The sequence below is a fragment of the Microbacterium sp. Yaish 1 genome (assembly GCF_002245215.1).
GTDB lineage: Bacteria > Actinomycetota > Actinomycetes > Actinomycetales > Microbacteriaceae > Microbacterium.
The window spans coordinates 489575-513839 of record NZ_NPMR01000002.1 but is presented as its reverse complement, the minus strand read 5'-3'; the positions used below and the strand labels follow the sequence as shown (position 1 = coordinate 513839).

The window sequence follows — 24265 nt, the reverse complement described above, 5'->3', positions numbered from 1 at the left end:
GGCGCGCCGCGCCGCCGAGAACGAGGAGAGCGATGTCGCGCGTCGTGAAACTTGCCGTGATTCCGGGCGACGGAATCGGCCCCGAGGTCGTCGCCGAGGCCGAGAAGGTGCTCGACGCGGCGGTAGCGGGAACCGATGTCGTCATCGACAGGACGCGCTTCTCGCTCGGTGCCGCCCGGTACCTCGAGACCGGCGACACCCTCACCGACGATGACCTGCGGGCGATCGCAGGCCACGACGCGATCCTCCTCGGCGCGGTCGGGGGTGTGCCGGGCGATCCGCGGCTGCGTGACGCCAACATCGAGCGCGGGCTCCTGCTGAAGCTCCGTTTCGAGCTCGACCACTACGTCAATCTCCGTCCGTCCAAGCTGTACCCGAGCGTTCCCGGTCCCCTCGCGGAGCCCGGCGACATCGACTTCGTCGTGGTGCGGGAAGGCACCGAGGGACCGTACGTCGGCAACGGCGGCAGCATCCGCCGCGGCACCCCGCACGAGGTGGCCAACGAGACCTCGGTCAACACCGCCTTCGGTGTGGAGCGCGTCGTGCGCTACGCGTTCGATCTGGCCGAGCGCCGGCGGCAGAAGCTGACGCTGGTGCACAAGACGAACGTGCTCGTGCACGCGGGCGGCATCTGGAAGCGCATCGTGGACGAGGTGGCCGCTGAGCACCCCGACGTCGCCGTAGACTATCTCCACGTCGACGCGGCGACGATCTTCCTGGTCACGAACCCGGGCCGCTTCGATGTGATCGTCACCGACAACCTCTTCGGCGACATCCTGACCGACTTGGCCGGCGCCGTCACCGGAGGCATCGGCCTCGCCGCTTCGGGGAACATCAACCCCGACGGCGCGTTCCCCTCGATGTTCGAGCCCGTTCACGGATCGGCGCCCGACATCGCGGGCCAGCAGAAGGCCGACCCCACGGCCGCGATCCTCTCCGTCTCGCTGCTGCTCGATCACCTCGGGCTCACGGACGCCGCCCGACGCGTCACCCGCGCCGTCGAGGCCGACATCGCCGACCGCAGCTCGGAGCCCCGCACCACGACGCAGATCGGCGACGCGATCGCGGCTCGCCTCCAGGCGTAGCCTGGAATCCGCCCGCCGCCCGACATTCGCTTGGAAGACAGATGACCCTCCTCGAAAACGATCCCGACGCCGGACTCGAACCCCTCGAGTTCACCGTCACCCGGAACCTCGCCGCGGCCCCGGCCGCCCGTCGCGAGGAGATCCTCGCGAACCCCGGCTTCGGAACGCACTTCACCGACCACATGGTCGACATCTGCTGGTCGGTCCGCGGCGGCTGGCACCGTCCGCGCGTCCAGCCCTACGGACCCATCAGCCTCGATCCGGCGGCTGCCGTGCTGCACTACGGCCAGGAGATCTTCGAGGGCATCAAGGCCTATCGTCACGCGGACGGGTCGGTGCACACCTTCCGACCCGACCAGAACGGCCGACGCCTGCAGCGGTCCGCGCGCCGCCTCGCGCTGCCCGAGCTGCCGGTCGAGTGGTTCGTCCAGTCGCTCCGCGAGCTCATCGCGGTCGACGGGGACTGGGTCCCCTCGGGCGCCGACCAGTCGCTCTACCTGCGTCCGTTCATGTTCGCGAAGGAGGCGTTCCTCGGTGTGCGCCCCGCGAACAAGGTCGCTTACTACCTCATCGCGAGCCCGGCGGGTGCGTACTTCACCGGCGGCGTGAAGCCGGTGTCGATCTGGCTCAGCGAGGACTACGCGCGCGCAGGCAAGGGCGGCACGGGCGCGGCCAAGACCGGTGGCAACTACGCGTCGAGCCTTCTGCCGCAGGCGGAGGCGTACGAGAACGAGTGCGACCAGGTGGTCTTCCTCGATCAGGACCGCAACGTCGAGGAGCTCGGCGGCATGAACGTCGTGTTCGTCTATAAGGACGGCACGATCGTCACGCCGCAGTCCGACTCGATCCTCGAGGGCATCACCCGAGACTCGATCCTCCAGCTCGCGCGTGACCGCGGGCACAAGGTCGAGGGGCGCGCCGTCTCGCTCGACGAATGGCGCCGGGGTGTGGCATCCGGTGACATCGTCGAGGTCTTCGCCTGCGGTACGGCTGCCGTCGTGACCCCCATCGGTGTTCTCAAGGGCCGCGACTTCTTCGACGAGCAGCCCGTCGGCGAGCTCGCCCTGTCGCTGCGCGAGGAGCTCACCGACATCCAGTACGGACGTCGCGAAGACAAGCACGGCTGGCTCGTGCGTTTGGACGGCTGAGATGAAGATCGTACGTTTCTCGCACAACGAGGCCATCCGCTACGGCATCCTCGACGGCACCGACCTGGTGACGCTCGCGGGCGACCCGATGTACGCGGGCTACGACACGACGGGCGAGCGCGTGGCGCTCAGCGACGCCGTGCTGCTCGCTCCGGTCATCCCGCGATCGAAGATCATCGCCGTCGGCCGCAACTACCGCGAGCACGCCGCCGAGTTCGGCAACGAGGTCCCGGCCGAGCCGCTGCTGTTCTTCAAGCCGAACACCTCGGTGATCGGTCCCGGTGACGCCATCGTCCGCCCGGCCCAGTCGCAGCAGGTCGATTTCGAGGGAGAGCTGGCTGTCGTCATCGGCAAGGTCACCCGCAACGTCTCAGCCGACGACGCGCTGAGCCACGTCTTCGGCTACTCGATCGCCAACGACGTCACCGCGCGCGATCTGCAGCGCAGCGACGGGCAATGGACCCGCGCGAAGGGCTTCGACACGTTCTGCCCACTCGGGCCGGCGATCGAGACCGAGTTCGACCCGGCCCAGGCACAGCTCGTAGCGCGTGTCAACGGCGACGAGAAGCAGCGCGCTCCGCTGACCGACATGGTCCACGGCATCGCCGATCTCATCGCCTACGCATCCGCAGCGTTCACGCTGCTGCCGGGCGACGTCATCCTGACGGGCACTCCCGCCGGCGTCGGCCCGCTCGTCGCCGGCGACGTCGTGGAGGTCGAGATCGACGGTCTCGGCATGCTGCGCAACATCGTCCGGGATGCCTGACCGGGAGAGCATGCCGCTTCCGACCACGCCCGCCGAGGTCGGCGCGCGTGACGCCGTCCGCCGGCGTGCCCTGGTCGTGCTCTCGCTCGGTCAGGTGCTCGGCGGCATCGGTTTCGGCTCGACGATCTCGCTCGGTGCGGTCATCACCGAGCGGCTCACGGGCGACGAAGCGCTCGCGGGTCTTCCGACCGCGGCGGTGACCCTCGGCGCCGCGCTGCTCGCGATGCCGTTGGCCTCCTTCGCGTCGCGGGCGGGGCGCCGACCGGCACTGGCCTTCGGCATGCTGCTGGCTCTCGTCGGGGTGGTCCTCGTCGTCGTCGGCACAGCTTCCGGGCTGTTCCCCGTGCTGCTGGTCGCGTTCGCGTTGATCGGAGCGGGCCAGGCCGCGAATCTGCAGTCCCGGTTCGCCGCCACCGATCTCGCGACCGATCTCACGCGCGGGCGCGACCTCTCGATCGTCGTGTGGGCGACGACCATCGGCGCTGTGCTCGGTCCGAACCTGATCGGCGCCGGCGAGGCGCTCGGCGACGTGGTGGGGATGCCTCCCCTGACCGGGCCGTACCTGTTCACGGCGGTCGCGCAGCTGCTGGCCATCGCCCTGTACCTCGTCGCTCTGCGGCCCGACCCGCTATTGCTCGCGCGTGCGTCGAGCGCGGGGGGATCCGAGGTGTCGGCGGCGCGCCGGGCGCGTGCCGATCGGCCCCGTGCCGCCCGTTACGCCATGCTCGCCATCGCCGGGTCGCACGGGGTCATGGTGTCCGTCATGGCGATGACGCCCCTGCATCTCGTCCATCACGGTGCGGAGCTCTCGGTCGTCGGGCTCACCATCAGCCTGCACATCGCCGGCATGTACGCGCTGTCACCTGTCTTCGGCATCCTCGCCGACCGCCTCGGGCGCGTGGCGACGATCCTGCTCGGTCAGGCTCTGCTCGCCGTCGCGCTCGTCGTCGCCGCGATGGGAGCCGACTCGGCGTTCGCTATCACCGTCTCGCTGATCCTGCTCGGCCTCGGCTGGAGCGGCGCCACTGTGGCGGGATCGGCGCTGCTCACCGAGGCGTCGTCGCCGGAGCGACGGACGGTGCGTCAGGGGCGCAGCGACGCCATCATGAACGTCGTCGGGGCCGCGGGGGCTGCCGTTGCCGGGGGAGTGCTGGGCCTGATCGGCTTCGCGGGGTTGGCTGTGTGCGCTCTCGCTGTCGTCGCCGTCGTGGTGATCGGCGGCCTTCGCGCGGCCCGATCGACGCGCTCGGCTGACGCCGCCACCGACCCGGTCGAGCTCTAGCTGCCGGGGCACTCAGCGGCAAGCATTTTGCTCGGGCGCGGAAGGCTGGCACCGTGGAGTCATGAGTCACCGCGCACAGCTGATCATCGCCCTCGTCTCGAGCGCGATCCTCTTCCTCTCCATCGCGCTGATGTTCGCGCTGGTGATCATCAGCTTCTTCACCGACGGCATCGATTTCGCGGGCGATTCCCACATCGCCGACGCGATCGGGGCGAGCGGCTGGGCGCTGACCGCCTGACGCACGAACCCGTCGCTCTCTTCAGCTGATCAGGCGAGGAGGGCGTTCGCAGCCAACTCGACGTCGGCCTCGTCGTTGAAGACGTGGAAGGCGACGCGCGCATTGCCGCGCCGACCGGATGCCGCCACCCCGGCGGCCGTCAGACGTGCGAGATCCGCACCCGCGGGGTCGGGCCACGTGACGATGGGGCTCGCGCGCAGCGGCTCGGGCAGTCCGAGCCGCGTGCGGAAGTCCGAGGCGAGACCGGTCACCCGCGCGTGCAGGGCCGCAGGGTCGGCATCCGCGAACATCGCCAGGGCCGGTTCCGCCCCCACCATCGCCTGCCAGGCGGGTGACACGTCAAAGCGTCGGGCGGAGCGGGCGAGGGTCGCGTCGGTCCCGTAGCACGCAGCCCAGGGGTCTTCGCCGGCGTACCACCCGGCATGCAGAGGTGTGAGCGTCGCCGCGAAACCGTCGGAGAGCGCGAGGAAGGCGACGCCGCGGGGCGCGCACAGCCACTTGTACGTGTGACAGACGAGAGCGTCGAACTGCTCGGCGTCCAGGGGGAGCCAACCCGCGGCCTGCGTCGCGTCGCAGAGTGTGCGGGCGTCGTGCCGCCGCGCTGCCGCGACGATCGCCGCCGCGTCGGCGACCTCTCCCGTGGCCGATTGCACGATCGAGAATGCGACGAGGTCGACGTCGGGAGTGATCGCGCCGGCGATGTCGGCGAGCGGGACGGCGCGAACCCGGATGCCGCGCCCGGCGTGCGCGAACGGGAGAACGAGCGAGGAGAACTCGCCCTCGGGGCACAGCACGGTCGCACCATCGGGGAGGGAAGCCGCGATCAGTCCGACCAGGACCGACGTCTGCGACCCGATGGTCACACGGTCGGGGACGGTGGACACCAATCGGGCGAAGTGGGCACGGCAACGTTCGGCCACGTCCGCGTAATGAACGAGATCGGGTCGGACGTCGAGGTCGGCGATGACCGCCGCGCGCGTCGCGGCGGTCGGCAGACCCGTGCTGCAGGCGGCGAGGTAGCCGCGAGACCCGGTGAATGCGGCCTGGAGCGCCTCGGGCGTGAGAGTCGTCGTCTGCATGCATCCAGGCTGCGTGATCCTGACCTATTGGTCTACGGCAGGATTTGCATGCAAAGCATCACGTCTAGTTATCTGTCGGCATGAGCGCTCCGGACTACCGCCTCGACGTCACCGAGTTGCGCGTCGTGCGCGCCGTCGCCGACGGGGGCTCCATCACGGCGGCGGCGACGGCCCTTGGCTATAGCCAGCCGGCCGTGAGCCAGCAGATCAAGCGGCTGGAACAGCGCCTCGGCGTGCCGGTCGTCGAGCGGGTCGGCCGACGGATGCGGCTGACGGAGGCAGGCCGCGTGATCGCCCGGCACGCGGCGGCGGTCGCGACGGTCATCGAGGCGGCCTCGGGTGAACTGGCCGAGCTCGCCGGATTGCGGTCGGGGACCGTGCGCATGGTCGGCTTCCCCTCCGCTTCGCCGACGGTGCTGCCGCGGCTGATGGACCGGCTCGCCCTGGCGGAGCCGGGGCTGACCCTGACGTACGTCGAGGCGGAGCCGCCCGAGGCGATCGCCGATGTGCGGGCGGACCGGGCCGACATCGCTCTGACGTTCGGTTACCCGGGTGATCGGAGCGACCCGCACGGTGAGAACGTCCGAGGACTCGACACCGAGGTCATCGGGTACGACGACCTGCTGGCGGTGCTGCCGGCCGAGCACCCGGCCGCCCGCGGCTCCGGCGCCATCGAGATCGCGCCGCTGGCGCACGAGGCCTGGATCGCGGGGTGTCCCCGTTGCCGCGGCCATCTGCTCGAGGTGTGCGGCCGAGCCGGGTTCGTCCCCGCGATCCGCTTCGAGACCGACAACTTCGTCGCGGTCGAGCAGCTGGTCGCACAGGGAATCGGTGTCGCGACCCTCCCCGGGCTCGCGGTCGCGTCGTTCCCCGTCCTCCCCGGGGTGGTGACGCGCCCGCTTCCCGCGAGCGAACGCCGCGCCATCCACGCGGTGTCCGCGGGCGGTGCGGGGCGGGTTCCTGCGGTGGCATCGGTCCTGGGGCACCTGCGGGCCGTCGTCGCGGAGCTCACCGGCGGCGACGCTCACGAGAACTAAGCTGGAGGGGATGTCCACCGCACCGCACCCCGCCACCACGACCGCCACCGGAACCGATGTCCGCGTGCGGTTCTGCCCGTCGCCGACCGGTCTGCCGCACGTCGGCCTCATCCGCACGGCCCTGTTCAACTGGGCCTACGCACGCCACAACGGCGGCAAGATGGTCTTCCGCATCGAAGACACCGACGCCGCGCGCGACAGCGAGGAGAGCTACCAGCAGCTGCTCGAAGCGCTGCGGTGGCTCGAGATCGACTGGGACGAGGGCGTCGAGAAGGGCGGCCCGCACGCGCCGTACCGCCAGTCGCAGCGCCACGAGATCTACCGCGAGGTGCTCGACAAGCTCATCGCCGCCGGGGTCGTCTACGAGTCGTACTCGACCGCCGAGGAGATCGACGCCCGCAACGAGGCGAACGGCCGCGCGAAGCAGCTCGGCTACGACAACTTCGACCGTGACCTCACCGACGAGCAGAAGGCCGCCTTCCGTGCCGAGGGTCGTGAGCCCGCGTGGCGCCTGCGCGTGCCCGACCACGACCTCACCTTCGTCGATCTCATCCGCGGCGAGGTGACCTTCCCCGCCGGGTCGTTCCCCGACTTCGTCATCGTTCGCGCCGGCGGCGTTCCGCTCTACACGTTCGTGAACCCCGTCGACGACGCGCTCATGGGCATCACCCACGTTCTGCGCGGCGAGGACCTCATGCCGTCGACGGCGCGTCAGCTCGCGCTGTACGCGGCGCTCATCGAGGCCGGGGTCACCGATTTCGTCCCGCGGTTCGGTCACATGCCCCTCGTCCTCGGTGAGACCGGCAACAAGAAGCTGTCGAAGCGCGACCCGAAGGCTGACCTCTTCCTGCAGCGTGAGAAGGGCTTCATCCACGAGGGGCTCCTGAACTACCTGTCGCTGCTCGGTTGGTCGATCGCGCCCGATCGCGACGTCTTCACGCGCGACGAGCTGATCGCCGCGTTCGACATCGCCGACGTGAACCCGAACCCGGCCCGCTTCGACCAGAAGAAGGCCGAGTCGATCAACGGCGACCACGTGCGGATGCTCGCGCCCGACGACTTCGCCGAGCGCCTCGTGCCCTACCTCGCCGGCGCCGGGCTGATCGAGAACCCTCCCACGGCGGCGCAGCGCGAGATCCTCGAGGCCGCGGCGCCCCTCGTCCAGGAGCGGATGCAGCTGCTCGGCGATGCACCGGGTCTGCTCGGCTTCCTGTTCCGCTCCGAGGTCGCGTACGACGACGATGCCCTCTCGGGCCTTCCGGCGAACGCGGGGGAGGTGCTCGTCGCATCGGTCGGCGCCCTCGAGCTCGTCCCCGAGCAGGGCTTCACCGCAGCCGCGGTGCAGGATGCCCTCGCGCCCGCCCTCATCGAGGGGCTCGGGCTCAAGCCGCGTGTCGCCTACGGGCCGCTGCGTGTCGCCCTCAGTGGACGTCGCGTGTCGCCGCCGCTGTTCGAGTCGATGGAGCTGCTCGGCAAATCCGAGACCATCCGCCGGCTCGACGCGCTCGTCCAGCGCGTCGGCTGACGCGCCCGGGCGGCGCTCGGTTAGGCCCCACCGCATCCGTCGGGTATAGTTGATCCTCGGTGCGACTGAGGTCAAACCGACCATGGGGTATGGTGTAATTGGCAACACGGCTGATTCTGGTTCAGTTGTTCTTGGTTCGAGTCCAGGTACCCCAGCTTCGAGAAAGCCCCGCTTCGGCGGGGCTTTTCCGTTTCCCGCCGCGAGTGACCGTGATCAGTGGAGCCGGGGCGACGGCGCCAGCCGGGGTGCCACGACGGCGGCGACGATCAGCGGTGCCGCCAGGAAGAGCCAGGCCGCAGCCGAGGCCCCCGGCATCGCGAGCAGGACACCCACGATGAGGTTGCCGATCAGCACCGCGACGCCCCCGCAGGTGGCGAGCAGGCCGAAGAACGACCCCGTCGGGTGATCGTCCGCGAAACGGGGGACAAGCGACAGGGCTGTCGGGTTGGTCGTCATGTGGCCCGCCACGACGAGAGATGCCGCGACGACGACGATGGTGACGCGTGCGGCATCCGTCACCGGCGTCATCGCGCCGATCGCCACGACGGCGAAGCCGGCGGCGGAGAGGGCATAGCCGAGGCGGAGGGCGACCGGAGCGCCGACACGTGCCGACCAGCGGGCCACGGGGATCTGCAGGGCCAGCGTGAGAACCGACACCCACGCGAACATCCCGGCGGTCGCGGTCGCCGGGTGAGCCGTCGTCGCGAGCTGCAGCGGCAGCGCCAGATAGAGCTGGTTGTAGGCCAGCAGGTCGGCGGCGTGCGCGGCCGAGAAGCCGACGAAGCGCCGGTCGCGCAACGACCACCAGCGTCTTGTCGGACCCGCCGCGACCTTCGAGGTGTGTTCGCGGCGCGCGGCGGGCAGCGAGAAGGCGAGGAACAGTCCGATCAGGACGAAGAAGGCGGCCCCGCAGAGCGCGACCGCTTCGAAGCCCCAGCCGAGGAGAGCGGCACCGACCATGGGTCCGGTCACGGCTCCCAGCTCGCCGGTGATGCTGAGCCAGGCGAAGAGCGAGGCACGTGTTCCGGTTCCCGCGGGCGGTCGCCGGCCCTCGGCGTCCGCGAGGAGCACGTTGAGCCCCGGTGAGAACAACGCTCCGCCGAGGCCCGTGAGCACGGTACCGATGACGAACAGGGCGAGCTGGGGCGGTTCCAGCAGCAGGGATGTCGCAAGCGTCGTGAATCCGGCCACGCGAATGCCGCAGCCGAGGAGAATGACGCGGCGCGCGCCGATTCTGTCGGCGAGCACCCCGCCGATGAGGAACATTCCCTGCTGGGCGAACGTGCGGATCCCGAGAATCAGTCCGACGGTGGTGGCCGCGACGCCGAAGTCCTCGGTGAGGACGAGCGCGAGGAAGGGCACAACGGCGTAGAAGCCCGTGTTGAAGAGGAACTGCGTCGCCAGCAGCACCGGGGTGCGCGCGGCGCGCGGTGCTGCGGCACCGGGAGATGGTTCGGGCACGTCGGTCTCTCTCGGGCTTCGGATGGCGTCGGCGGACCGCGTCGGGGCCCGCGGAGGGGGTGGGTCGTGCAACGCACCGAAACGATCATCGCAAGACGACGGCCGTGCGGCCGCGAACGGCGTGCCGTGGAGTCACAATGGGCGTATGGGACTCTTCACGCAGCGACCCGAAGAACCGAGCGAATGGGCGGGTCTGCCCTCCGAGCCCGTTCGTCGGAAGTCGAACGCCGAGCTGCTGCCCGACGAGCCGCCGCCCGCCGATCCCGCGGGCGACCTGCTCGGCGGGGGCGGTATCGCGTCGATCGCGATCCCGCTCACGCCCCCGACCGCATCGGAGGGTGGAGAGGTCGACACCGACGGTGGCGCGGAATCGACCAGCAGCGAGCCGCCCACTGTCTGACACGTGTCGGATAGGCTGACGTCATGGACCCGCGGTCGATGCGCAGCCGAGAGGCACTGCGCCGGGCCGCGCTCGATCTGGCTGCGACGCGCCCGCTCTCCGACCTTTCGGTGTCGGAGATCTGCCGCACGGCGGGCGTGACGCGCGACACCTTCTACCGTCATGCCGATGCCCCGGTCTCGCTCGTCGCCGACGCGCTGAGCGTCGAGCTGGCGGAGGTGCTCTCCGACGTCGGCGAGCTCGACTCGCTCTCGACCGCCGAGACCCTGCTGCTCACGCACGTCAAGGAACGAGCCGACGTTTACCGCGGGGCGCTGCATCCTTCGCTCGCCGCGCCGATCCGCGACGTGCTCGAGCGGGTCGTCGCCGGCGGCCTCGTGGAATGGCTCGAACGACATCCGGAGATCGAACCACCCGCGATCGACGATGTGCCGTCGCGAGAGATCGCCGTCGCGTACGCGGCGGGCGGGACGGTCGCCGCCATCGAGTCCTGGCTGCGCTCCGGCGCGGACGACGTTGCGTGGGCGACGAGGGCGATTCTCGCCGCATCACCGGAATGGTGGCTGCGGTGACGCAGCCGAACGAGAGGAGATCACGATGAAGGCAGCAGTGTTCCACGCGAAGGAAGACCTCCGCGTGGAGAACGTCGACGAACCCACGGTGAGCGCAGGCCAGGTGAAGCTGAAGAACGCCTTCGCGGGCATCTGCGGGTCGGATCTGCACGTCTACTACGCCCCGGAAGCCGCGGGCCTCACGCTCGACGAGCCGCACCCCGTGACGGGCGCGCAGCTTCCGCAGATCCTCGGTCACGAGTTCGCGGGAACCGTCGTCGAGGTCGGCGACGGGGTCGAGGGGGTCGCGGTCGGCGACCGTGCCGCCGTCTGGCCCGTCTACTACTGCGGCGAGTGCCCCGCATGCCAGAAGGGCATGTTCAACGCCTGCCAGAAGATCGGGTTCCACGGCCTCAGCTCTCACGGCGGCGGCATGGCGGAATTCACGACGGTTCCGGCGTCGATGCTCCACAAGCTCCCCGAGAACGTCGATCTGCGGATGGGCGCCCTCGTCGAGCCCATGGCCGTCGCGTGGCACGCGGTCGAGCGCTCCTTCGTGAAGGAGGGGCAGACCGCGATCGTCGCGGGTGCCGGTCCCATCGGCATCGGAGTCTGGTTCGCTCTCAAGGCTCACGGTGTCGAGAAGGTGCTCGTCTCGGAGCCGAGCGCGTCGCGGCGCGAGACGATCGCCGCGCTCGGGGCCTCGGTCGTCGACCCTGTCTCGGGCGACCTCGCCGCAGCGGTGGCCGAGCTGACCGACGGACGCGGTGCCGACGTCGCGTTCGACGCCGCAGGCGCCGGCCCCGCCATCACGTCGGGACTCGCGAGCCTGGTGCCCGGCGGGCGCCTCGTCGTCGTGGCGATCCACGAGCGCGCGATGGAGTTCTCGCCGACGCAGCTCGTGATGGCCGAGACCGAGATCGCGGGGGCGCTGGCGTACCTGCCGGCCGACTTCGATGCCGTCATCGAAGCCATGTCGCGCGGCGTCTACGACACGACGGGATGGGTCGAGGAGGTCCCGATCGACGGTGTCGTCGGCGCCATCGAGAAGCTCCGTGGTGGGGCCGGGGCGAAGATCCTGGTGCGCTCGGAGGCCTGAGGCCGGACGCCTGATCCCGCAGCCGAGAGCCCGCGAGTCCGAGTCATCGGCTCGCGGGCTTTTGCGTGCCCCGCCGCAGAAGCGAGCGTCAGGCGCGACGCGGCCGCGGTGCCGGCGGCGGCGGAACGGGTTTCGCCGCGACGATGTCCGAGCGGCGGATGCGCTCGACACCGCGCTTGCCGTCCACCACGACCAGCTCGTCGTCCGCGCTCAGCAGCTCGCCGAGAGCATCCGTCGCCTGTCCCGTCGGCAGCAGGTAGCGCACGACGACGCGAGCGCCGGGAGCGGGCAGCCTCACCATGCGCCGGGGGAGTAGTCCTTGAGGAAGACCCCGAACAGATCTTCGCCGGCCTCGCCGCGGACGATCGGGTCGTAGACGCGCGCCGCGCCGTCGACGAGGTCGAGCGGGGCGTGGAAGCCCTCCTCAGCGAGACGCACCTTGGTCGGATGGGGACGCTCGTCGGTGATCCATCCGGTGTCGACGCTCGTCATCAGGATGCCGTCGGTCTCGAACATCTCGCGGGCGCTCGTGCGCGTGAGCATGTTGACGGCGGCCTTGGCCATGTTCGTGTGCGGGTGACCGGGGCCCTTGTAGCCGCGGTTGAACACGCCCTCCATCGCGCTGACGTTGACGACGTAGGTGCGGCGGGCCGGGCTCGCGGCCAGCGAGGCGCGCAGCTTCGAGACGAGCAGGAAGGGCGCGGTGGTGTTGGCGAGCTGGACCTCGAGCATCTCGAGCGGGTCGACATCGCCGACGCGCTGCGTCCACGAGTTCACGCTGTCGAGGTCGGGAATGAGTCCGCCGGCGTCGATCGCTGTGCCGGCGGCGAGGCGTTCGAGCGAGCTCGAACCCGCGGCCATCGCCTGCTCGGTGAGCTCGTCGGCGCGCGAGGCTGCGGCGGCGAGGATGGGGTGAGCGTTCACCGAACGCTCGAGCGCTTGCGGGTGCATGTCGTTCGTGTGGCCGAAGGTGACCAGCTCGGGCAGCGGTCCGTCCGGCAGCGGTGAGAGCTCGGCGTCGACGAGGGGCTGGTAGGCGCCGGGGGAGCGTCGCACCGTTTGGGTGGCGTTGTTGATCAGGATGTCGAGCGGACCGGCCGCGGCGACGTCATCCGCGAGCCCGACGACCTGAGCGGGGTCGCGCAGATCGATGCCCACGACCTTGAGCCGGTCGATCCATTCCGCCGAGTCGGGAAGGCTCGTGAACCGGCGGACCGCGTCGCGGGGGAAGCGCGTCGTGATGGTGGTGTGCGCGCCGTCGCGCAGCAGCCGCAATGCGATGTACATCCCGATCTTGGCGCGCCCGCCGGTGAGCAGCGCCCGGCGTCCCGTGAGATCGGTGCGGGCGTCGCGCTTCGCGTGGCTGAGAGCGGCGCAGTCCGGGCACAGCTGGTGGTAGAAGGCGTCCACGATCGTGTACGGCTGCTTGCAGATGTAGCAGGCGCGCGCCTTGATGAGGGTGCCGGCGATCGGAGCGGTCGTCGACGACGAGATCGGGATGCCGCGGGTCTCGTCGTCGATGCGGTCGGGGGCGCCGGTCGCGGTGGCGTGCACCACGGCACGGTCGGCGGAGGCAACGGCATCCCGGATCTCGCGGCGCCGCACCTTCTTCGCCGCCTTGAACATCGCCGCCGTCGCGCGACGCACCGTGACGTAGTCCGGGTGCGCGTGGTCGATGTCGGCGAGCTGCTCCAGAACGCGCAGCGTCGCGGCGAGGTCGGCCGGATCGATGCCGCTGGGCGCGACGGAAGCGGGGGAGATCGTGTCGGGAAGCACAGGGAATTCTACGACATCCGGACTGCGGGTCTTCGGTGGACCGCGTCGTGCGGTCTGGCTCAGGCCCGTCGCGGTGGACCGAGCGACGCTCGCTCCACGATCGGCATCTCGACCAGCTCGTTCGAAAGATCACGGCGACCGAGCAGCATCTCGGCGCCCAATGCTCCGATCTCGGGGTACGGCAGCCGCGCTGTCGTCAGACCCGGGCGCTGATACCCCGCGAGCACTTCGTCGTCGAAAGAGATGACCGACATGTCATCGGGAATGCGCAGTCCCGCTTGAGCGAGGGCCTGGTAGGCGCCGAGCGCGACAGCATCGTTGCCAGCGAGGAGGGCGGTGACGTCGGGGTGCTCGTCGAGCAGCCGGACCGTACCGTCGAAACCGAGGTCCGGTTGCCAATCGAGCATCGGAATCTGCACCGGCTCGATACCAGCGCCGGCGAACGCGGCGTCGATACCCGCGAAGCGGAGGGCGATCGTGGCGCTCTGCGAGAGGTCGCGGACGTGCGCGTCGGGTAGCCGCCCCACCACGCCGATCCGCGAATGCCCCGCACGGACGAGGCGCTCCGCGACTGCCCGACCCGCCGCGCGTTCGTCGGGCAGGACGCTGGCATGGCCGTCGGCGGTCACGCCGTTGACGAGCACGATCGGCACATCGGTGGAGGTCGTCGGCAGTGCGATACGGCGGGCCCGCATCAAACCGATCAGGATGCCGTCGACGCGATGATCGATCATCGTCTCGAAGGCCTCATCGATCGCGCCGTCCGCCCCGCCTGTCTCGGCGATGAGCACCGTGTGATCGTGCGCCTTGGCGACCTCGAGCGCGCCTCCAAGAAGGCCGGACGCCTGCCGGGTCAAGGTGACCTCGTCGGAGATGAAACCGATCGTGCGCGTCCGGCCCTTGCGCAGGATCCGGGCGGCGGGATTGGGGCGGTAGTCGAGCTCTGCGGCGGCGGCGCGAACCCGCTCTGCTGCTGCGGCGGAGAGTCGCGAGCCGGGACGATCGTTGAGGATCATGCTCACCGCGGCCTTCGACATGCCTGCGCGTGCGGCGACGTCGGCGAGGGTCGCCCTACGCGTCGGCTCTGTCATGCGACACTCCCTCGTGGTGGCGGCAGCGATGGCTCAGTGTTCATCGTTCATCGACGGCTCAGCGGATGCGCTGTGCTGAATTGGTTCAGCTTACCCGTAGCGCCCCGCACCCCAAGATGCTACGTTGCTCCTGCTGAACGCATTCAGCATCCAAGCAGTGGTCGCCGGATCCGACGGTGATCCGACACGCAGGAGCAACGACGTGGTTGAACTCACTCGACGGGCGACCCTCGCCCTCCTCGGGCTAGGCGTCGTCGGCACGGCGGTCTCATGGCCGAGACTGACCGGTTCCGACATCCCCGGCCGTAGATCCGATGTCCTCACGGTGGCGCTGTTCGGCACCGCACAGGACGCCGCAGCGCGGCAGTCGCTCGTTGACGGTTTCCAGCGGCTGCATCCCGACATCCCGGTGCGGATCGTGGCCATCCAGGGGCAGGATTGGAGCAACTTCTTCGCGAAGATCCTGACGATGGTCGCCGCAGGCGACGCGCCCGATGTCGTCTCGGTCGCCACCGAGGGCACGCAGCTGTTCGCCGAGCGCCTCGCGCACCCGATCGACGAGTTCGTGCGCCGCGACGCCGCGGAGCTGCGCGACTACTTCGACGACGTGCACCCGAGCCTCGTCGAGTCGTTCATGTACCAGGGGAGTCTCTTCCAGCTGCCCGACAACTTCAACGCGGCCAACGTGTTCTACAACACCGCGGCGCTCGAGCGCGCGGGCCTCGAGCGACCCCGGGACGACTGGACCGTCGATGACTTCTTCTCGGTCGCGCGAACCATGCGCGACAGCGCGTCCGGCTCGTTCCTGCCGTACTTCTGGAACAACCGCCTGTGGGGCGGTGTCGTGCCCTGGCTCTACGTCAACGACGCCAGCTTCCTCACCGAGGAGAAAGCGAGCGGCGGCGACTGGTTCTGGTCGCAGTTCTATCCGAATGACAAACCGCGCGGCGGGGGTTTCCTCTGGCGGGGAGCCGACGCACTCGGCGAGCGCACGGTGGAGAGCTTCGAGGTGCTGCAGCGCATGGTCGCCGAGGGCCTCGCCGCCAACCCGGCCCAGGGCGGCGGCAACGAGCTCGTCTCGCTCTTCGCGCGCGGATCGGTCGGTATGACCCCCTCCGGCGGCTTCTGGGTACACGGGCTGAACGAGGCGGGCTTCCCGAACGACGCGTACGACGTCACCTACTTCCCCCAAATGCGCAGTCAGCGACATCAATTCGGCGCGGGTGGCTACGCGATGATGCGGACCTCACCCCGTAAGGACCAAGCCTGGGAATGGATGAAGTACTGCATCTCGCGCGAGGGCATGGGGCTGGCCCACACCCGGCCCGACTCGTCGCTGCCCCGCCGCTCGCTCAACACGGAGCTGTACGGGGCGGGGGTCGGTCCGCGGCACTGGGAGGTGTTCTACGACACTCTCGACCGATTCCCCGATACCGCGCCGATGCCGGCCCCGCCGCAGCAGGCGGCGGTCGAGTCGGCCCTCATCAAGAACGTCGTCGCAACCATCACGAACGGTCCCGGCGGCGTGCGCCGGGGACTCGAGACGATGCAGCGTGACCTCGAAATCGCTCTGAAGGGACGTTGATGTCCACCTCATCTCTCGCTCCGATTCCGCCTACGGTCGCCGTGGTCACCGCCGACACCGCAGCGGCTCGCCGAGCCCGCAGCGGCCGCCCGCCTCGACTGCTCGTCTGGACGTTCCTCGCGCCGACACTCATCGGGCTGGGACTGTTCAGCTTCCTGCCCATCCTGGGCTCGTTCGCGCTGGCGTTCTTCCGCTGGGACATCATCTCGGCTCCAGAGTTCGTCGGGATCGACAACTTCGTCGACCTGGCGGCCAACCCGACCGTGCGCGTGTCGTTCCTGAACACCGTCGGCTTCGTCGCGGTCGCCGTGGTCCTGCAGCTCGGCGTCGCTCTGCTGCTGGCGATTCTGGTGCAGTCGCGCATGCCCGAATGGCTGCGCACCGTCTTCCGCTCCGCGCTCTTCTTCCCCCTCGTGCTGTCGGCCGCCTCCGTGTCGCTCGTCATGGCCTACTTGTTCAACCAGGAGTTCGGTCTCGTCAATCAGCTCCTTGCCTTCCTCGGCGTCGGGAAGATCGGGTGGTTGACGACGGGGATCGGGGCCAAGGTCGTCGTGCTGTTCGTGTACGTCTGGCAGAACTTCGGCTTCACGTTCCTGCTCTTCATCGGCGGGCTCGCCGCGATCCCGCGGGAGGTCTACGAGGCGTCGTCGCTGGACGGTGCCACCGGGTGGTCGCAGTTCCGGCACGTCACCCTGCCGCTGATCAGCCCCACGCTGCTGGTCGCCTCCGTCATGGCGATCATCAGCGCGCTGCAGATCTTCGACCAGCCCTACGTGCTCACCCGCGGCGGTCCCGGCGATGAGACCCGTACCGCCGTCATGGTCATCTACGAGTCGGCCTTCCAGCGGCTCGAGTTCGGCGCGGCAGCGGCGATCGGCATCGTCCTGACGTTGCTGATCATGCTCGTCACCGCCATCCAGTTCCAGCTCAGCAAGCGCTTCGTCTTCTACGGGTAGAGGTCCGTCATGTCCATCGCAACCGTCTCCGCCCGTTCGGCGCGCCCGCGTCTGGCGACCGCCGGCCGCTTCGCACTCCTCGGCATAGCCGCCTTCTTCACCCTGGCCCCCGTCATCTGGACGCTCATCACGGCGCTGACGCCGAACGACGTCGACACCGGGCGGGCCACGGTGGGGTTCGCCGCCTTCGCCGACGTGTTCGACAAGATCCCGGTCCTGCTGTACACCTGGAACAGCGCTCTCGTGACGCTTCTCATCGCTGCCGGGCAGATGCTGACGGCTGCGATGGCCGGGTACGTCTTCGCGAGGTACGAGTTCCGCAGCAAGAAGCTCCTGTTCGGCCTGATCATCGCCACGATGATGGTGCCGATGCAGGTGACGATCGTGCCGGTCTTCATGCTCATCCGCGGGATGGGGCTCGCCGATACGCTTCTCGCGCTCATCGTGCCGATGCTGCCGACCGCCTTCGGGACGTTCCTGATGCGTCAGTATTTCCTCGGCCTGCCGGCCGAGCTGGCAGAGGCGGCGCAGATCGACGGGGCCGGGCCGTGGAAGGTCTTCTTCAGCATCTACCTGCCCCTCGCGACGCCCGGGCTCGCGATCGTCGGCATCCTCGCCTTCAACTATCACTGGAACGAGTTCTTTCGGCCTCTGATCCTCACGATCAGCGAGCAGAACTTCACCCTGCCCCTCGGGCTCGTCACGCTGCAGGGCAACCTCGGGACCGGCTCGGTGTCGACCGTGCTCGCCGGCGTGATCCTCTCGATGATCCCCGCGGTGCTGGTGTTCGTCTTCGGGCAGAAGCCGCTCCGCGAGGGCCTGACCGCCGGCGTCAGCAAATGACCCCCCTACCCCCATCGTCCCGGAAAGGACCCCATGACCCTGCCCAGCGCGACCTCGATCGAGCACGCCGACCGCAGCTTCCCCCGCCTGCACTCGCGACCGGAGAGCGGGTGGGTGAACGATCCCAACGGCATCCTCTACCTGGACGGTCGGTGGCACGTCTTCTTCCAGTACAACCCGGCTTCCGCTCGTCACGCCGACATCTGCTGGGGACACATGAGCTCGCCGGACCTGCTCACGTGGAATGAGCACCCGGTGGCACTGCGTCCCGTGCCCGGCGGGCGTGACTCGTTCGGATGCTGGAGCGGGGTCGCGACGATCGACGACGGCGTGCCTGCGCTCGTCTACTCCGGGGTCCAGGCGGGCGACGATCGCTCCGACGCCCTCGTCGTGCGCGGCGCTCGAGACGGATCATCGTGGGGACCCGAGCGCGTCGTTGCGGCGGAGATGCCTGCCGACCCGCGCTTGATCGTCGTGCGCGACCCCTTCCTGTTCGAACTCGGCGGACGGAGGTGGGCGCTGCAGGGAGCGGGTTTCGCCGAGAGCGGCGGCGCGCTGCTGCTGTACGACGCGTCCGATCTCGACGATTGGCGCGAATGCGGCATCCTGATCGACGCGAGTGACTCGATCGCCCGCGATCTCCCGGAATGCGATGCCTGGGAGTGCCCGCAGCTCGTCCGTGTCGGTGAGAGCTGGGTGCTCATCGTGTCGCTCTGGCGTTACAACGCCCCGCACCGCGGTGTCGGCTACATCGTGGGCGATCTCGTCATCGACGAGCGTTCGGGACTCCCGGTGTTCTCCTCGCGGCGCGCCGGGATCCTCGACACCGGTTCCAGCTTCTACGCACCCCAAGCGGTGCAGTCCGACGGGCGGGACGGCGTCGAGCCTCGTGTTCTGCTCTGGGGATGGGCGCAGGAGATCGCCCCCGCCGGAGTCCGTACGCGCTCGCAGACCGACAACGATGACAACGGCTGGTCGGGGCTGCTCACGTTCCCGCGCGAGCTGGTCGTGCACCAGGATGCCGTCGAGTCCGTGCCCGCTCGCGAGCTGGTGGCGCTGCGCGGTCCGGATGCCGATCCGGACGAGCTGCCCGACCAGGCTGAGATCGAGCTGATCGGGCCGGGGGCCGCCGAGCTCGGTCTGGGTGACGATGCGGCGGTACAGGTGATCTGGCGCGGCGAGCTCGCAGACGGCGAGCAGATCCGTCTTCTGATCGATGCTTCCATCGTGGAGGTGTTCTTCTCGGGGCGCGAGGCGGCGACCTATCGGGCCTACCCGCAGACGGGGGAGCGGTTCGTTCTGCGCGCCGATCGCTCCGTCGGCCTGCGCGCCTGGCAGCTCGTGCAGCCGTAGAGAGGGGACGACCCCGCCGGAGATGAGATCTCACGGCGGGGCCGTCAGTGAGCCCTGGGAGAAAGTGACCCGAACACCGTCTCTACCGAGCCGCTCACGTACAACAGTGAAGCTACGCGGTCGAGAACCGGATCGCGGGGTCGTTGACGCCGCGCTTCCGACTCTGCTACGCGATCAGCGCATCGCCTCGCCGATGTACGAGTACTTCAGGAAGACCTCTGACGCCCAGCCCGCCTCTTCGAGAACGCCCTGAACGGCCGTGAGCATGTAGCGGGAGTCCCAGCCCATGTAGAGGTAGCTACCCTCGCCGAGTTCGTCCCACTGGCCGTTCCACGCCATCGCGGGGTACACCGGGCCGCCGCGACGGGCGCTGAAGTCGACGACGCTCTGGCGGGAGTCCACCCAGAGGCGCTTGAAGACGCGGTTGAACAGGTACCGGACGTCGGGAACCTCCCAGTGCTCGCCGCGGAACTCGACGTAGTCGAACTCGCGCTGCCAGCCGCGCGGCCAGCCCCGTCGCAGCTTGGCGTCGAGGATCGGCGTGAGGTTGTCGTCGTCGATGCCGGTCAGCGGCGGCCGCCGCCACAGGTCGACGAATCGCGCTGCCAGCTCCTCCGTCCGGACGCCGATCGCCGCGGTATCCCAGCTCGCGCGGTCGGCGATCTCGCGCGACATCGTCACCGCGCTGCCCGCCAGGAGCGGACGCAGCTGCGGGAAGGTGGCATCGAGCGCGCGCTCCGCGCGCTCCTGTTCGAGCAGCGTGAGGTTGCCGATCGTGTGCGCCAAGGCGCGGTGGCTGTTCTGCTCGTCCTCGCTGTACTCGGCGAAGCGTCGCGCGCCGTCTCCCGACCAGTCGTCGCCGGCGCCGGCGGGGAAGACGGGCGATACGTCGAGCAGGTCGCCCGGATCGACGTCGGCGAGGCGCCCGAGAACGTATCGCGGGTGGGGGAGGTCGCCGTATTTGAGTCCCACGCGCACGCGCTCGTCCGAGGGGGTGATGCGCGCGATCGCACGAGTCAGGGCGTCGGGTCCCTCGGCGTACGCACGGCAGAGGCGTGCGACGAGCCGCTCCGTCGCGATGCCGACGACGACACGGCGCAGCAGGAGCGACTGGATGTCTTCGAGACGGGCGATCAGCTCGTCGCGGGGCAGGATGCCGGCGCGCTGATCGTGCACGAGTCGCATCGCGAGCGGGAACATCTGGCGTCCGAGCACCGCGAGGTACCCGAGCTGTCGGCCGACCTCCGGGTCCTCGCTCGTGGCGGGATCGAGCAGCTCCCGGTAGATCTCCGAGAACGTCCGCCAGCTTGTCGCGTGCTCCCGCAGGCTGCCGATGTCGAGCCGCGGGAACTGCTGCCGGAATACGTCGTAGACGCCGCGCCCCCCGGTGATGAGCACCTCGCGCCCCGTGAGCATCACGAGGTAGTGGTTCCAGAACGACCCGATCGCATCGCCGGTGTTCTGCTCGATCGGGAGCCAGTACTCCTGCTCGATCTCGTTCTGCTCGGTGTGCGTGAGCCCCATGAGCACGTAGTTGTGGATGAGTTCGTGGTCGCGCAGCGGCTCGCCCGTGGAGTTCAGGCTCTCGAAGATCTGCTGTGCGTTGGCCTGCGCTCCCAGCGTGATGGCGACGTGCTCGAGCTTCTGCAGTCCGCGCCACAGCGCCGCCGCCTCGCCGGGCCGGATCTGGCTGCGGAAGAACGCGTAGTTGTCGTCGAAGCGCGAGGCTCGCTGCTCGTCCTCGGGGTCGCGGCGGTCGAGCACGACGCTCTCGAAGACGTCGGCCCAGGCCCGGTGCGGTCGGAGCTTGGTGCGCGTGCGATCGTCGGCCCGGACGAGGACCGCCTCCAACTCGCGCGCGAGCTCGGGATCGTCGTGGCGCAGGGTGTGGTGCAGTGCCGCGACGAGCAGCATGAGGGTGGTGATCCGCTGCTGCCCGTCGATCAGCACGAGCTGGGCGTCGTCGTCGGCCGAGGTGCTCGCGGTGGAGAGTATCGATCCGATGAAGTGGGTGTGAGTGTCATCGGAGGCGGACACCGACCGGATGTCGCCGAGCAGCTGCTCGCAGCCGCCGATGTCCCAGCGGTACTGCCGCTGGTAGACCGGGACGACGATGGTGGTGTCGGATGCCGAGAGCCAGCCGATCGTGTTGACGGCGGTCGCTTCGACATTCGTGGCAGTGCTCATGTTCTCCGAAATCGCTCCTCGAAAACCCCGGACGAGTCTACCGGCGCGCTCAGGAGCCCTAGGTAGGCTGACCTAAGTCGGGCCTGTAAAAACTTCGCTTGTCCGACAGAAAGGTCATGATCCGTCATGGGTTACATCAAGTCCGCTGCCCTCGAGGAGACCGGCTACGTCGTCCTCGACCGCTACAACAAGGAGATCGATCCGAAGGAGTGGCTCGACGTCGAGTACGTCGACTGGAAGTCCTCGGGCGACACCCGTTTCGCCCCGCTGGCCTCGGCCAAGGGTGAGATCGAGTGCAACGGTTTCTGGAACCACAAGCCGCCGCGCACCGACAAGGACGGCGTGTGGATCGACTCGCAGACCGCGATCGCGCCGACTCTGACCGCGCGTGCGCAGGAGCCCGGCGCGAACGTCGGCCGCTGCCGCATCATCGAGCTGCAGCCGAACACGTACGCCGACTGCCTCTACAACCTGCACCAGGACGACAACAACCGCCTCAACCCCGACGGCACGGGCTGGGTCGTCCGCGGCTTCTTCAACCTGACGGACGACAAGACGAGCTACTTCGTGCTCCGTGAGAACCGCACCGATCCCAGCGAGGAGACGCGTATCGCGCTGCCCGCCGGTGCGCAGCTCATCGTCGACACCCAGCGCCTGTGGCACGCGGCCGCCCACTACGGCGACGAGCCGCGCTACTGCCTCATCACGTCGTGGGAGTCGGGCCCCGAGCTCGATGCCTACATCGCGAAGTACAACGGCGTGAACAAGGTGGAGAGCTACCCGGTCGACCAAGAGACCCTCGACGCTGGTCAGATCGAGCAGGAGCGCCGTATCGCAGCTCGTGCGGCCGCGCTCGCAGCGCGTGGCCAGCAGGAGGTCATCGCGATGAGCGAGGCCTGAGCCTCGGATTCTCCCGGAGGGAGGCGTCGGCTGCGGCCGGCGCCTCCCTCCGTCGTTTCCGGCCTCGGGACCAAAGACTGTGTTGCATTTTGTTGCTTTGCGTTTGATCGCGTTGTATCGTGTGGGCATCCGAAGGAGGATGTCGTGTACGCAATGGAGCGCCAGCAGCTCATCGAACGAATGCTCGCCGCCCACGGCCGCGTCGCCGTGGTCGACCTCGCGTCGCGGTTCGACGTCACGACCGAGACGGTCCGCCGCGACCTCGCGGTCCTCGAGGAGACCGGCGTCCTGCGCCGGGTCCACGGAGGCGCCGTCTCGGCAGAACGCGTCAGCACGGCCGAGCCCTCCGTCGCGGAACGCTCCCAGCGGCACTCGGCTGCCAAAGAGCGGATCGCCCGTCGCGCGTTGTCTGCGCTTCCGGGCGGCGCCGGATCGATCTACGTCGATGCGGGCACGACGACCGCCGCCTTCGCCGAGGCGCTCATCGCGCGCAGCGCGCCCAGCGGTCTCGAGGTCGTCACGCATTCGATGACGATCGCTCACTCGCTCGCCGGCGCGAGCGGCATCGGGCTGACCGCGATCGGCGGGCGCGTCCGCGGACTGACCGCGGCCGCCGTCGGATCCGACACCGTGGCGGCCATCTCACGGCTGCGCCCCGACGTGGCCTTCCTCGGCACGAACGGCATCGCGCGGGGCGCCGGACTGACCACGCCCGATCCCGACGAGGCCGCCGTCAAGCGCGCCGTCGTCGCCGGCGCCCGGCGGGTCATCCTGCTCGCCGACGCCGACAAGTTCGACTCTGAATTGCTCGTCTCGTTCGCCGACCTCCCGGACCTCGACGTCGTCGTGACCGACCGGGAGCCGGATGAGGACCTCGCCCGCGCCTTGCGCGAGGCCGACGTGGAGGTATGGATCGCATGATCGTGACCCTGACGGTGCACCCGTCGCTCGACCGCACCATCTCGATCGACGCGCCGCTGCGCGTCGGCGAGGTGCAGACGGCATCCGCCATCCGTGAGGATGCCGGAGGCAAGGGCATCAACGTGGCTCGTGTGCTGCGTGCGTCGGGAACGAACAGCCTCGCCGTGCTGCCGCTGGATCCCACCGACCCCTTCGAGGCGGTGCTGGCGGAGGGGGATGTCGACGTACGCACGGTCGCGGTGCGCGGCCGCACGCGCGCGAACATCGCGGTCACGGACCCGACGGGGGAGACCACGAAGATCAACCTGCCGGGTGTGGCGCTGAGCGCGGCCGATCTCGCGCACATGATCGATGTCGTCGCGGAGTGCGCGCGCGGCGCTCAATGGCTTGTTCTCGCCGGTTCGCTCGCGCCGGGTCTGCCCGATGACGCCTACGTCCGGGTCATCCGCGCGGTGCGCGAGCGACTGGGCGATGAGGCTCCCCGGATCGCCGTCGACACGTCGGGCGCCGCGCTGCGCGCGGTCGTCGCGGACGGACGTCCCGACCTCATCAAGCCCAACGATGAGGAGCTCGCCGATCTGCTGGGAGCGGCGCTGCCGGCCGCCGACACCCTCGCGGACGCCGTCCACATCGCGTCTCGTGAGCTCGTGCCCGCAGCGGTCGGTGCGGCGCTCGTCACCCTCGGCGGCGACGGGGCGGTCTTCGTCTCTGACCGAGGCGCGTGGGCGGCCGCTCCGCCTCCCACCCGCGTTCGCAGCACGGTCGGCGCGGGCGACAGCTCACTCGCGGGCTTCCTGCTCGCCGACTCGCGTGGCGCGGACCCCGCTGCATCCCTCGTCTCCGCCATCCGTTACGGTTCGGCGGCCGCGGCGCTCGATGGCACGCAAGCCCCGACGCCGACCGATATCCCCACCGCGGACGTCCCCGTCCGCGAGCTCCATCACTGATCCGAACGACCCGCAACACTCGAACCAGGAGGACA

General features: G+C 69.5%; 23 protein-coding genes and 1 tRNA gene. 18 read left to right on the top strand and 6 right to left on the bottom strand.

The window, feature by feature from the left end; translation table 11 throughout:
- Positions 1–32 precede the first annotated feature (32 nt).
- From CI089_RS11525 to CI089_RS16450, 5 genes are all read left to right on the top strand, one after another.
- The gene (locus CI089_RS11525) at positions 33–1085 is read left to right on the top strand and encodes a 3-isopropylmalate dehydrogenase (protein WP_094261700.1); all 1053 of its coding nucleotides are present in this window, start codon (positions 33–35) and stop codon (positions 1083–1085) included.
- 41 nt (positions 1086–1126) lie between these two features.
- Positions 1127–2233 carry a branched-chain amino acid aminotransferase gene (locus tag CI089_RS11520; RefSeq protein WP_094261699.1) on the top strand — a complete coding sequence of 369 codons (1107 nt, stop codon included), beginning with the start codon at positions 1127–1129 and terminating at the stop codon, positions 2231–2233.
- Position 2234: 1 nt separating this feature from the next.
- Complete coding sequence (locus CI089_RS11515; RefSeq protein WP_094261698.1) at positions 2235–2999, top strand: fumarylacetoacetate hydrolase family protein; 765 nt, start codon at positions 2235–2237, stop codon at positions 2997–2999.
- Positions 2992–4281, top strand: a complete 1290-nt coding sequence (locus CI089_RS11510) for an MFS transporter (protein WP_256977859.1) — start codon at positions 2992–2994, stop codon at positions 4279–4281. The genes CI089_RS11515 and CI089_RS11510 overlap by 8 nt, the downstream gene beginning before the upstream one ends.
- Positions 4282–4342: 61 nt before the next feature.
- Positions 4343–4519, top strand: coding sequence for a hypothetical protein (locus tag CI089_RS16450; protein WP_179223316.1), 177 nt, complete (start codon positions 4343–4345; stop codon positions 4517–4519).
- A gap of 29 nt (positions 4520–4548) precedes the next feature.
- Here CI089_RS16450 and CI089_RS11505 read toward each other — a convergent pair whose 3' ends face one another.
- Positions 4549–5598, bottom strand: coding sequence for an aminotransferase class V-fold PLP-dependent enzyme (locus CI089_RS11505; RefSeq protein ID WP_094261696.1), 1050 nt, complete (start codon positions 5596–5598; stop codon positions 4549–4551).
- Between the two features lie 80 nt (positions 5599–5678).
- Here CI089_RS11505 and CI089_RS11500 point away from each other — a divergent pair, with 80 nt between their 5' ends.
- The 3 genes from CI089_RS11500 (at position 5679) to CI089_RS11490 (ending at position 8315) form a co-directional block, all read left to right on the top strand.
- Positions 5679–6635, top strand: coding sequence for a LysR family transcriptional regulator (locus tag CI089_RS11500; RefSeq protein WP_094261695.1), 957 nt, complete (start codon positions 5679–5681; stop codon positions 6633–6635).
- 10 nt (positions 6636–6645) lie between these two features.
- On the top strand, positions 6646–8160 hold the full coding sequence (gltX, locus tag CI089_RS11495; RefSeq protein ID WP_094261694.1) for a glutamate--tRNA ligase: 1515 nt from the start codon (positions 6646–6648) through the stop codon (positions 8158–8160).
- An 83-nt stretch (positions 8161–8243) separates the two neighbouring features.
- A tRNA-Gln gene (locus tag CI089_RS11490) sits at positions 8244–8315 on the top strand.
- A gap of 58 nt (positions 8316–8373) precedes the next feature.
- Here the strand turns inward: CI089_RS11490 and CI089_RS11485 are convergent.
- Complete coding sequence (locus CI089_RS11485; protein ID WP_179223315.1) at positions 8374–9621, bottom strand: MFS transporter; 1248 nt, start codon at positions 9619–9621, stop codon at positions 8374–8376.
- A gap of 145 nt (positions 9622–9766) precedes the next feature.
- Here CI089_RS11485 and CI089_RS11480 point away from each other — a divergent pair, with 145 nt between their 5' ends.
- Genes CI089_RS11480 through CI089_RS11470 form a run of 3 tightly spaced genes read left to right on the top strand, consistent with a single transcriptional unit; the run spans position 9767 to position 11671 of the window.
- On the top strand, positions 9767–10021 hold the full coding sequence (locus CI089_RS11480) for a hypothetical protein (RefSeq protein WP_094261692.1): 255 nt from the start codon (positions 9767–9769) through the stop codon (positions 10019–10021).
- A 23-nt stretch (positions 10022–10044) separates the two neighbouring features.
- On the top strand, positions 10045–10593 hold the full coding sequence (locus CI089_RS11475) for a TetR/AcrR family transcriptional regulator (RefSeq protein WP_094261691.1): 549 nt from the start codon (positions 10045–10047) through the stop codon (positions 10591–10593).
- Positions 10594–10618: 25 nt separating this feature from the next.
- On the top strand, positions 10619–11671 hold the full coding sequence (locus CI089_RS11470; protein WP_094261690.1) for a 2,3-butanediol dehydrogenase: 1053 nt from the start codon (positions 10619–10621) through the stop codon (positions 11669–11671).
- 88 nt (positions 11672–11759) lie between these two features.
- Here CI089_RS11470 and CI089_RS11465 read toward each other — a convergent pair whose 3' ends face one another.
- From CI089_RS11465 to CI089_RS11455, 3 genes are read right to left on the bottom strand one after another with little or no spacing between them, the layout of a single operon-like run.
- Positions 11760–11972 (bottom strand): putative acetyltransferase, encoded by a 213-nt coding sequence (locus CI089_RS11465; RefSeq protein ID WP_094261689.1) that lies wholly within the window; start codon positions 11970–11972, stop codon positions 11760–11762.
- The gene (locus CI089_RS11460; RefSeq protein ID WP_094261688.1) at positions 11966–13447 is read right to left on the bottom strand and encodes an SDR family NAD(P)-dependent oxidoreductase; all 1482 of its coding nucleotides are present in this window, start codon (positions 13445–13447) and stop codon (positions 11966–11968) included. Before CI089_RS11460 ends, CI089_RS11465 begins: the two co-directional genes overlap by 7 nt.
- Before the next feature lie 59 nt (positions 13448–13506).
- Entirely contained in the window at positions 13507–14538 is a 1032-nt protein-coding gene (locus CI089_RS11455; RefSeq protein WP_094261687.1) for a LacI family DNA-binding transcriptional regulator, read from the bottom strand.
- A gap of 202 nt (positions 14539–14740) precedes the next feature.
- Here CI089_RS11455 and CI089_RS11450 point away from each other — a divergent pair, with 202 nt between their 5' ends.
- The 4 genes from CI089_RS11450 to CI089_RS11435 are packed head-to-tail and all read left to right on the top strand — an operon-like array spanning position 14741 to position 19275.
- Positions 14741–16123 (top strand): extracellular solute-binding protein, encoded by a 1383-nt coding sequence (locus CI089_RS11450; RefSeq protein ID WP_094262465.1) that lies wholly within the window; start codon positions 14741–14743, stop codon positions 16121–16123.
- Positions 16123–17079, top strand: a complete 957-nt coding sequence (locus CI089_RS11445) for a carbohydrate ABC transporter permease (protein WP_094261686.1) — start codon at positions 16123–16125, stop codon at positions 17077–17079. Before CI089_RS11450 ends, CI089_RS11445 begins: the two co-directional genes overlap by 1 nt.
- A gap of 9 nt (positions 17080–17088) precedes the next feature.
- Positions 17089–17922, top strand: coding sequence for a carbohydrate ABC transporter permease (locus tag CI089_RS11440; RefSeq protein WP_094261685.1), 834 nt, complete (start codon positions 17089–17091; stop codon positions 17920–17922).
- 33 nt (positions 17923–17955) lie between these two features.
- The gene (locus CI089_RS11435; protein ID WP_094261684.1) at positions 17956–19275 is read left to right on the top strand and encodes a glycoside hydrolase family 32 protein; all 1320 of its coding nucleotides are present in this window, start codon (positions 17956–17958) and stop codon (positions 19273–19275) included.
- 174 nt (positions 19276–19449) lie between these two features.
- On the opposite strand, the gene CI089_RS11430 is transcribed toward CI089_RS11435, so the two are convergent.
- Positions 19450–21462, bottom strand: a complete 2013-nt coding sequence (locus CI089_RS11430; RefSeq protein WP_094261683.1) for a DUF262 domain-containing protein — start codon at positions 21460–21462, stop codon at positions 19450–19452.
- 126 nt (positions 21463–21588) lie between these two features.
- Here CI089_RS11430 and CI089_RS11425 point away from each other — a divergent pair, with 126 nt between their 5' ends.
- The 3 genes from CI089_RS11425 to CI089_RS11415 all read left to right on the top strand — a co-directional run bounded on the left by CI089_RS11425 (position 21589) and on the right by CI089_RS11415 (position 24230).
- Entirely contained in the window at positions 21589–22362 is a 774-nt protein-coding gene (locus CI089_RS11425) for a hypothetical protein (RefSeq protein ID WP_023951035.1), read from the top strand.
- Positions 22363–22506: 144 nt separating this feature from the next.
- On the top strand, positions 22507–23283 hold the full coding sequence (locus CI089_RS11420) for a DeoR/GlpR family DNA-binding transcription regulator (RefSeq protein ID WP_094261682.1): 777 nt from the start codon (positions 22507–22509) through the stop codon (positions 23281–23283).
- Positions 23280–24230 carry a 1-phosphofructokinase family hexose kinase gene (locus CI089_RS11415; RefSeq protein ID WP_094262464.1) on the top strand — a complete coding sequence of 317 codons (951 nt, stop codon included), beginning with the start codon at positions 23280–23282 and terminating at the stop codon, positions 24228–24230. Before CI089_RS11420 ends, CI089_RS11415 begins: the two co-directional genes overlap by 4 nt.
- The last annotated feature ends 35 nt before the right edge of the window (positions 24231–24265 follow it).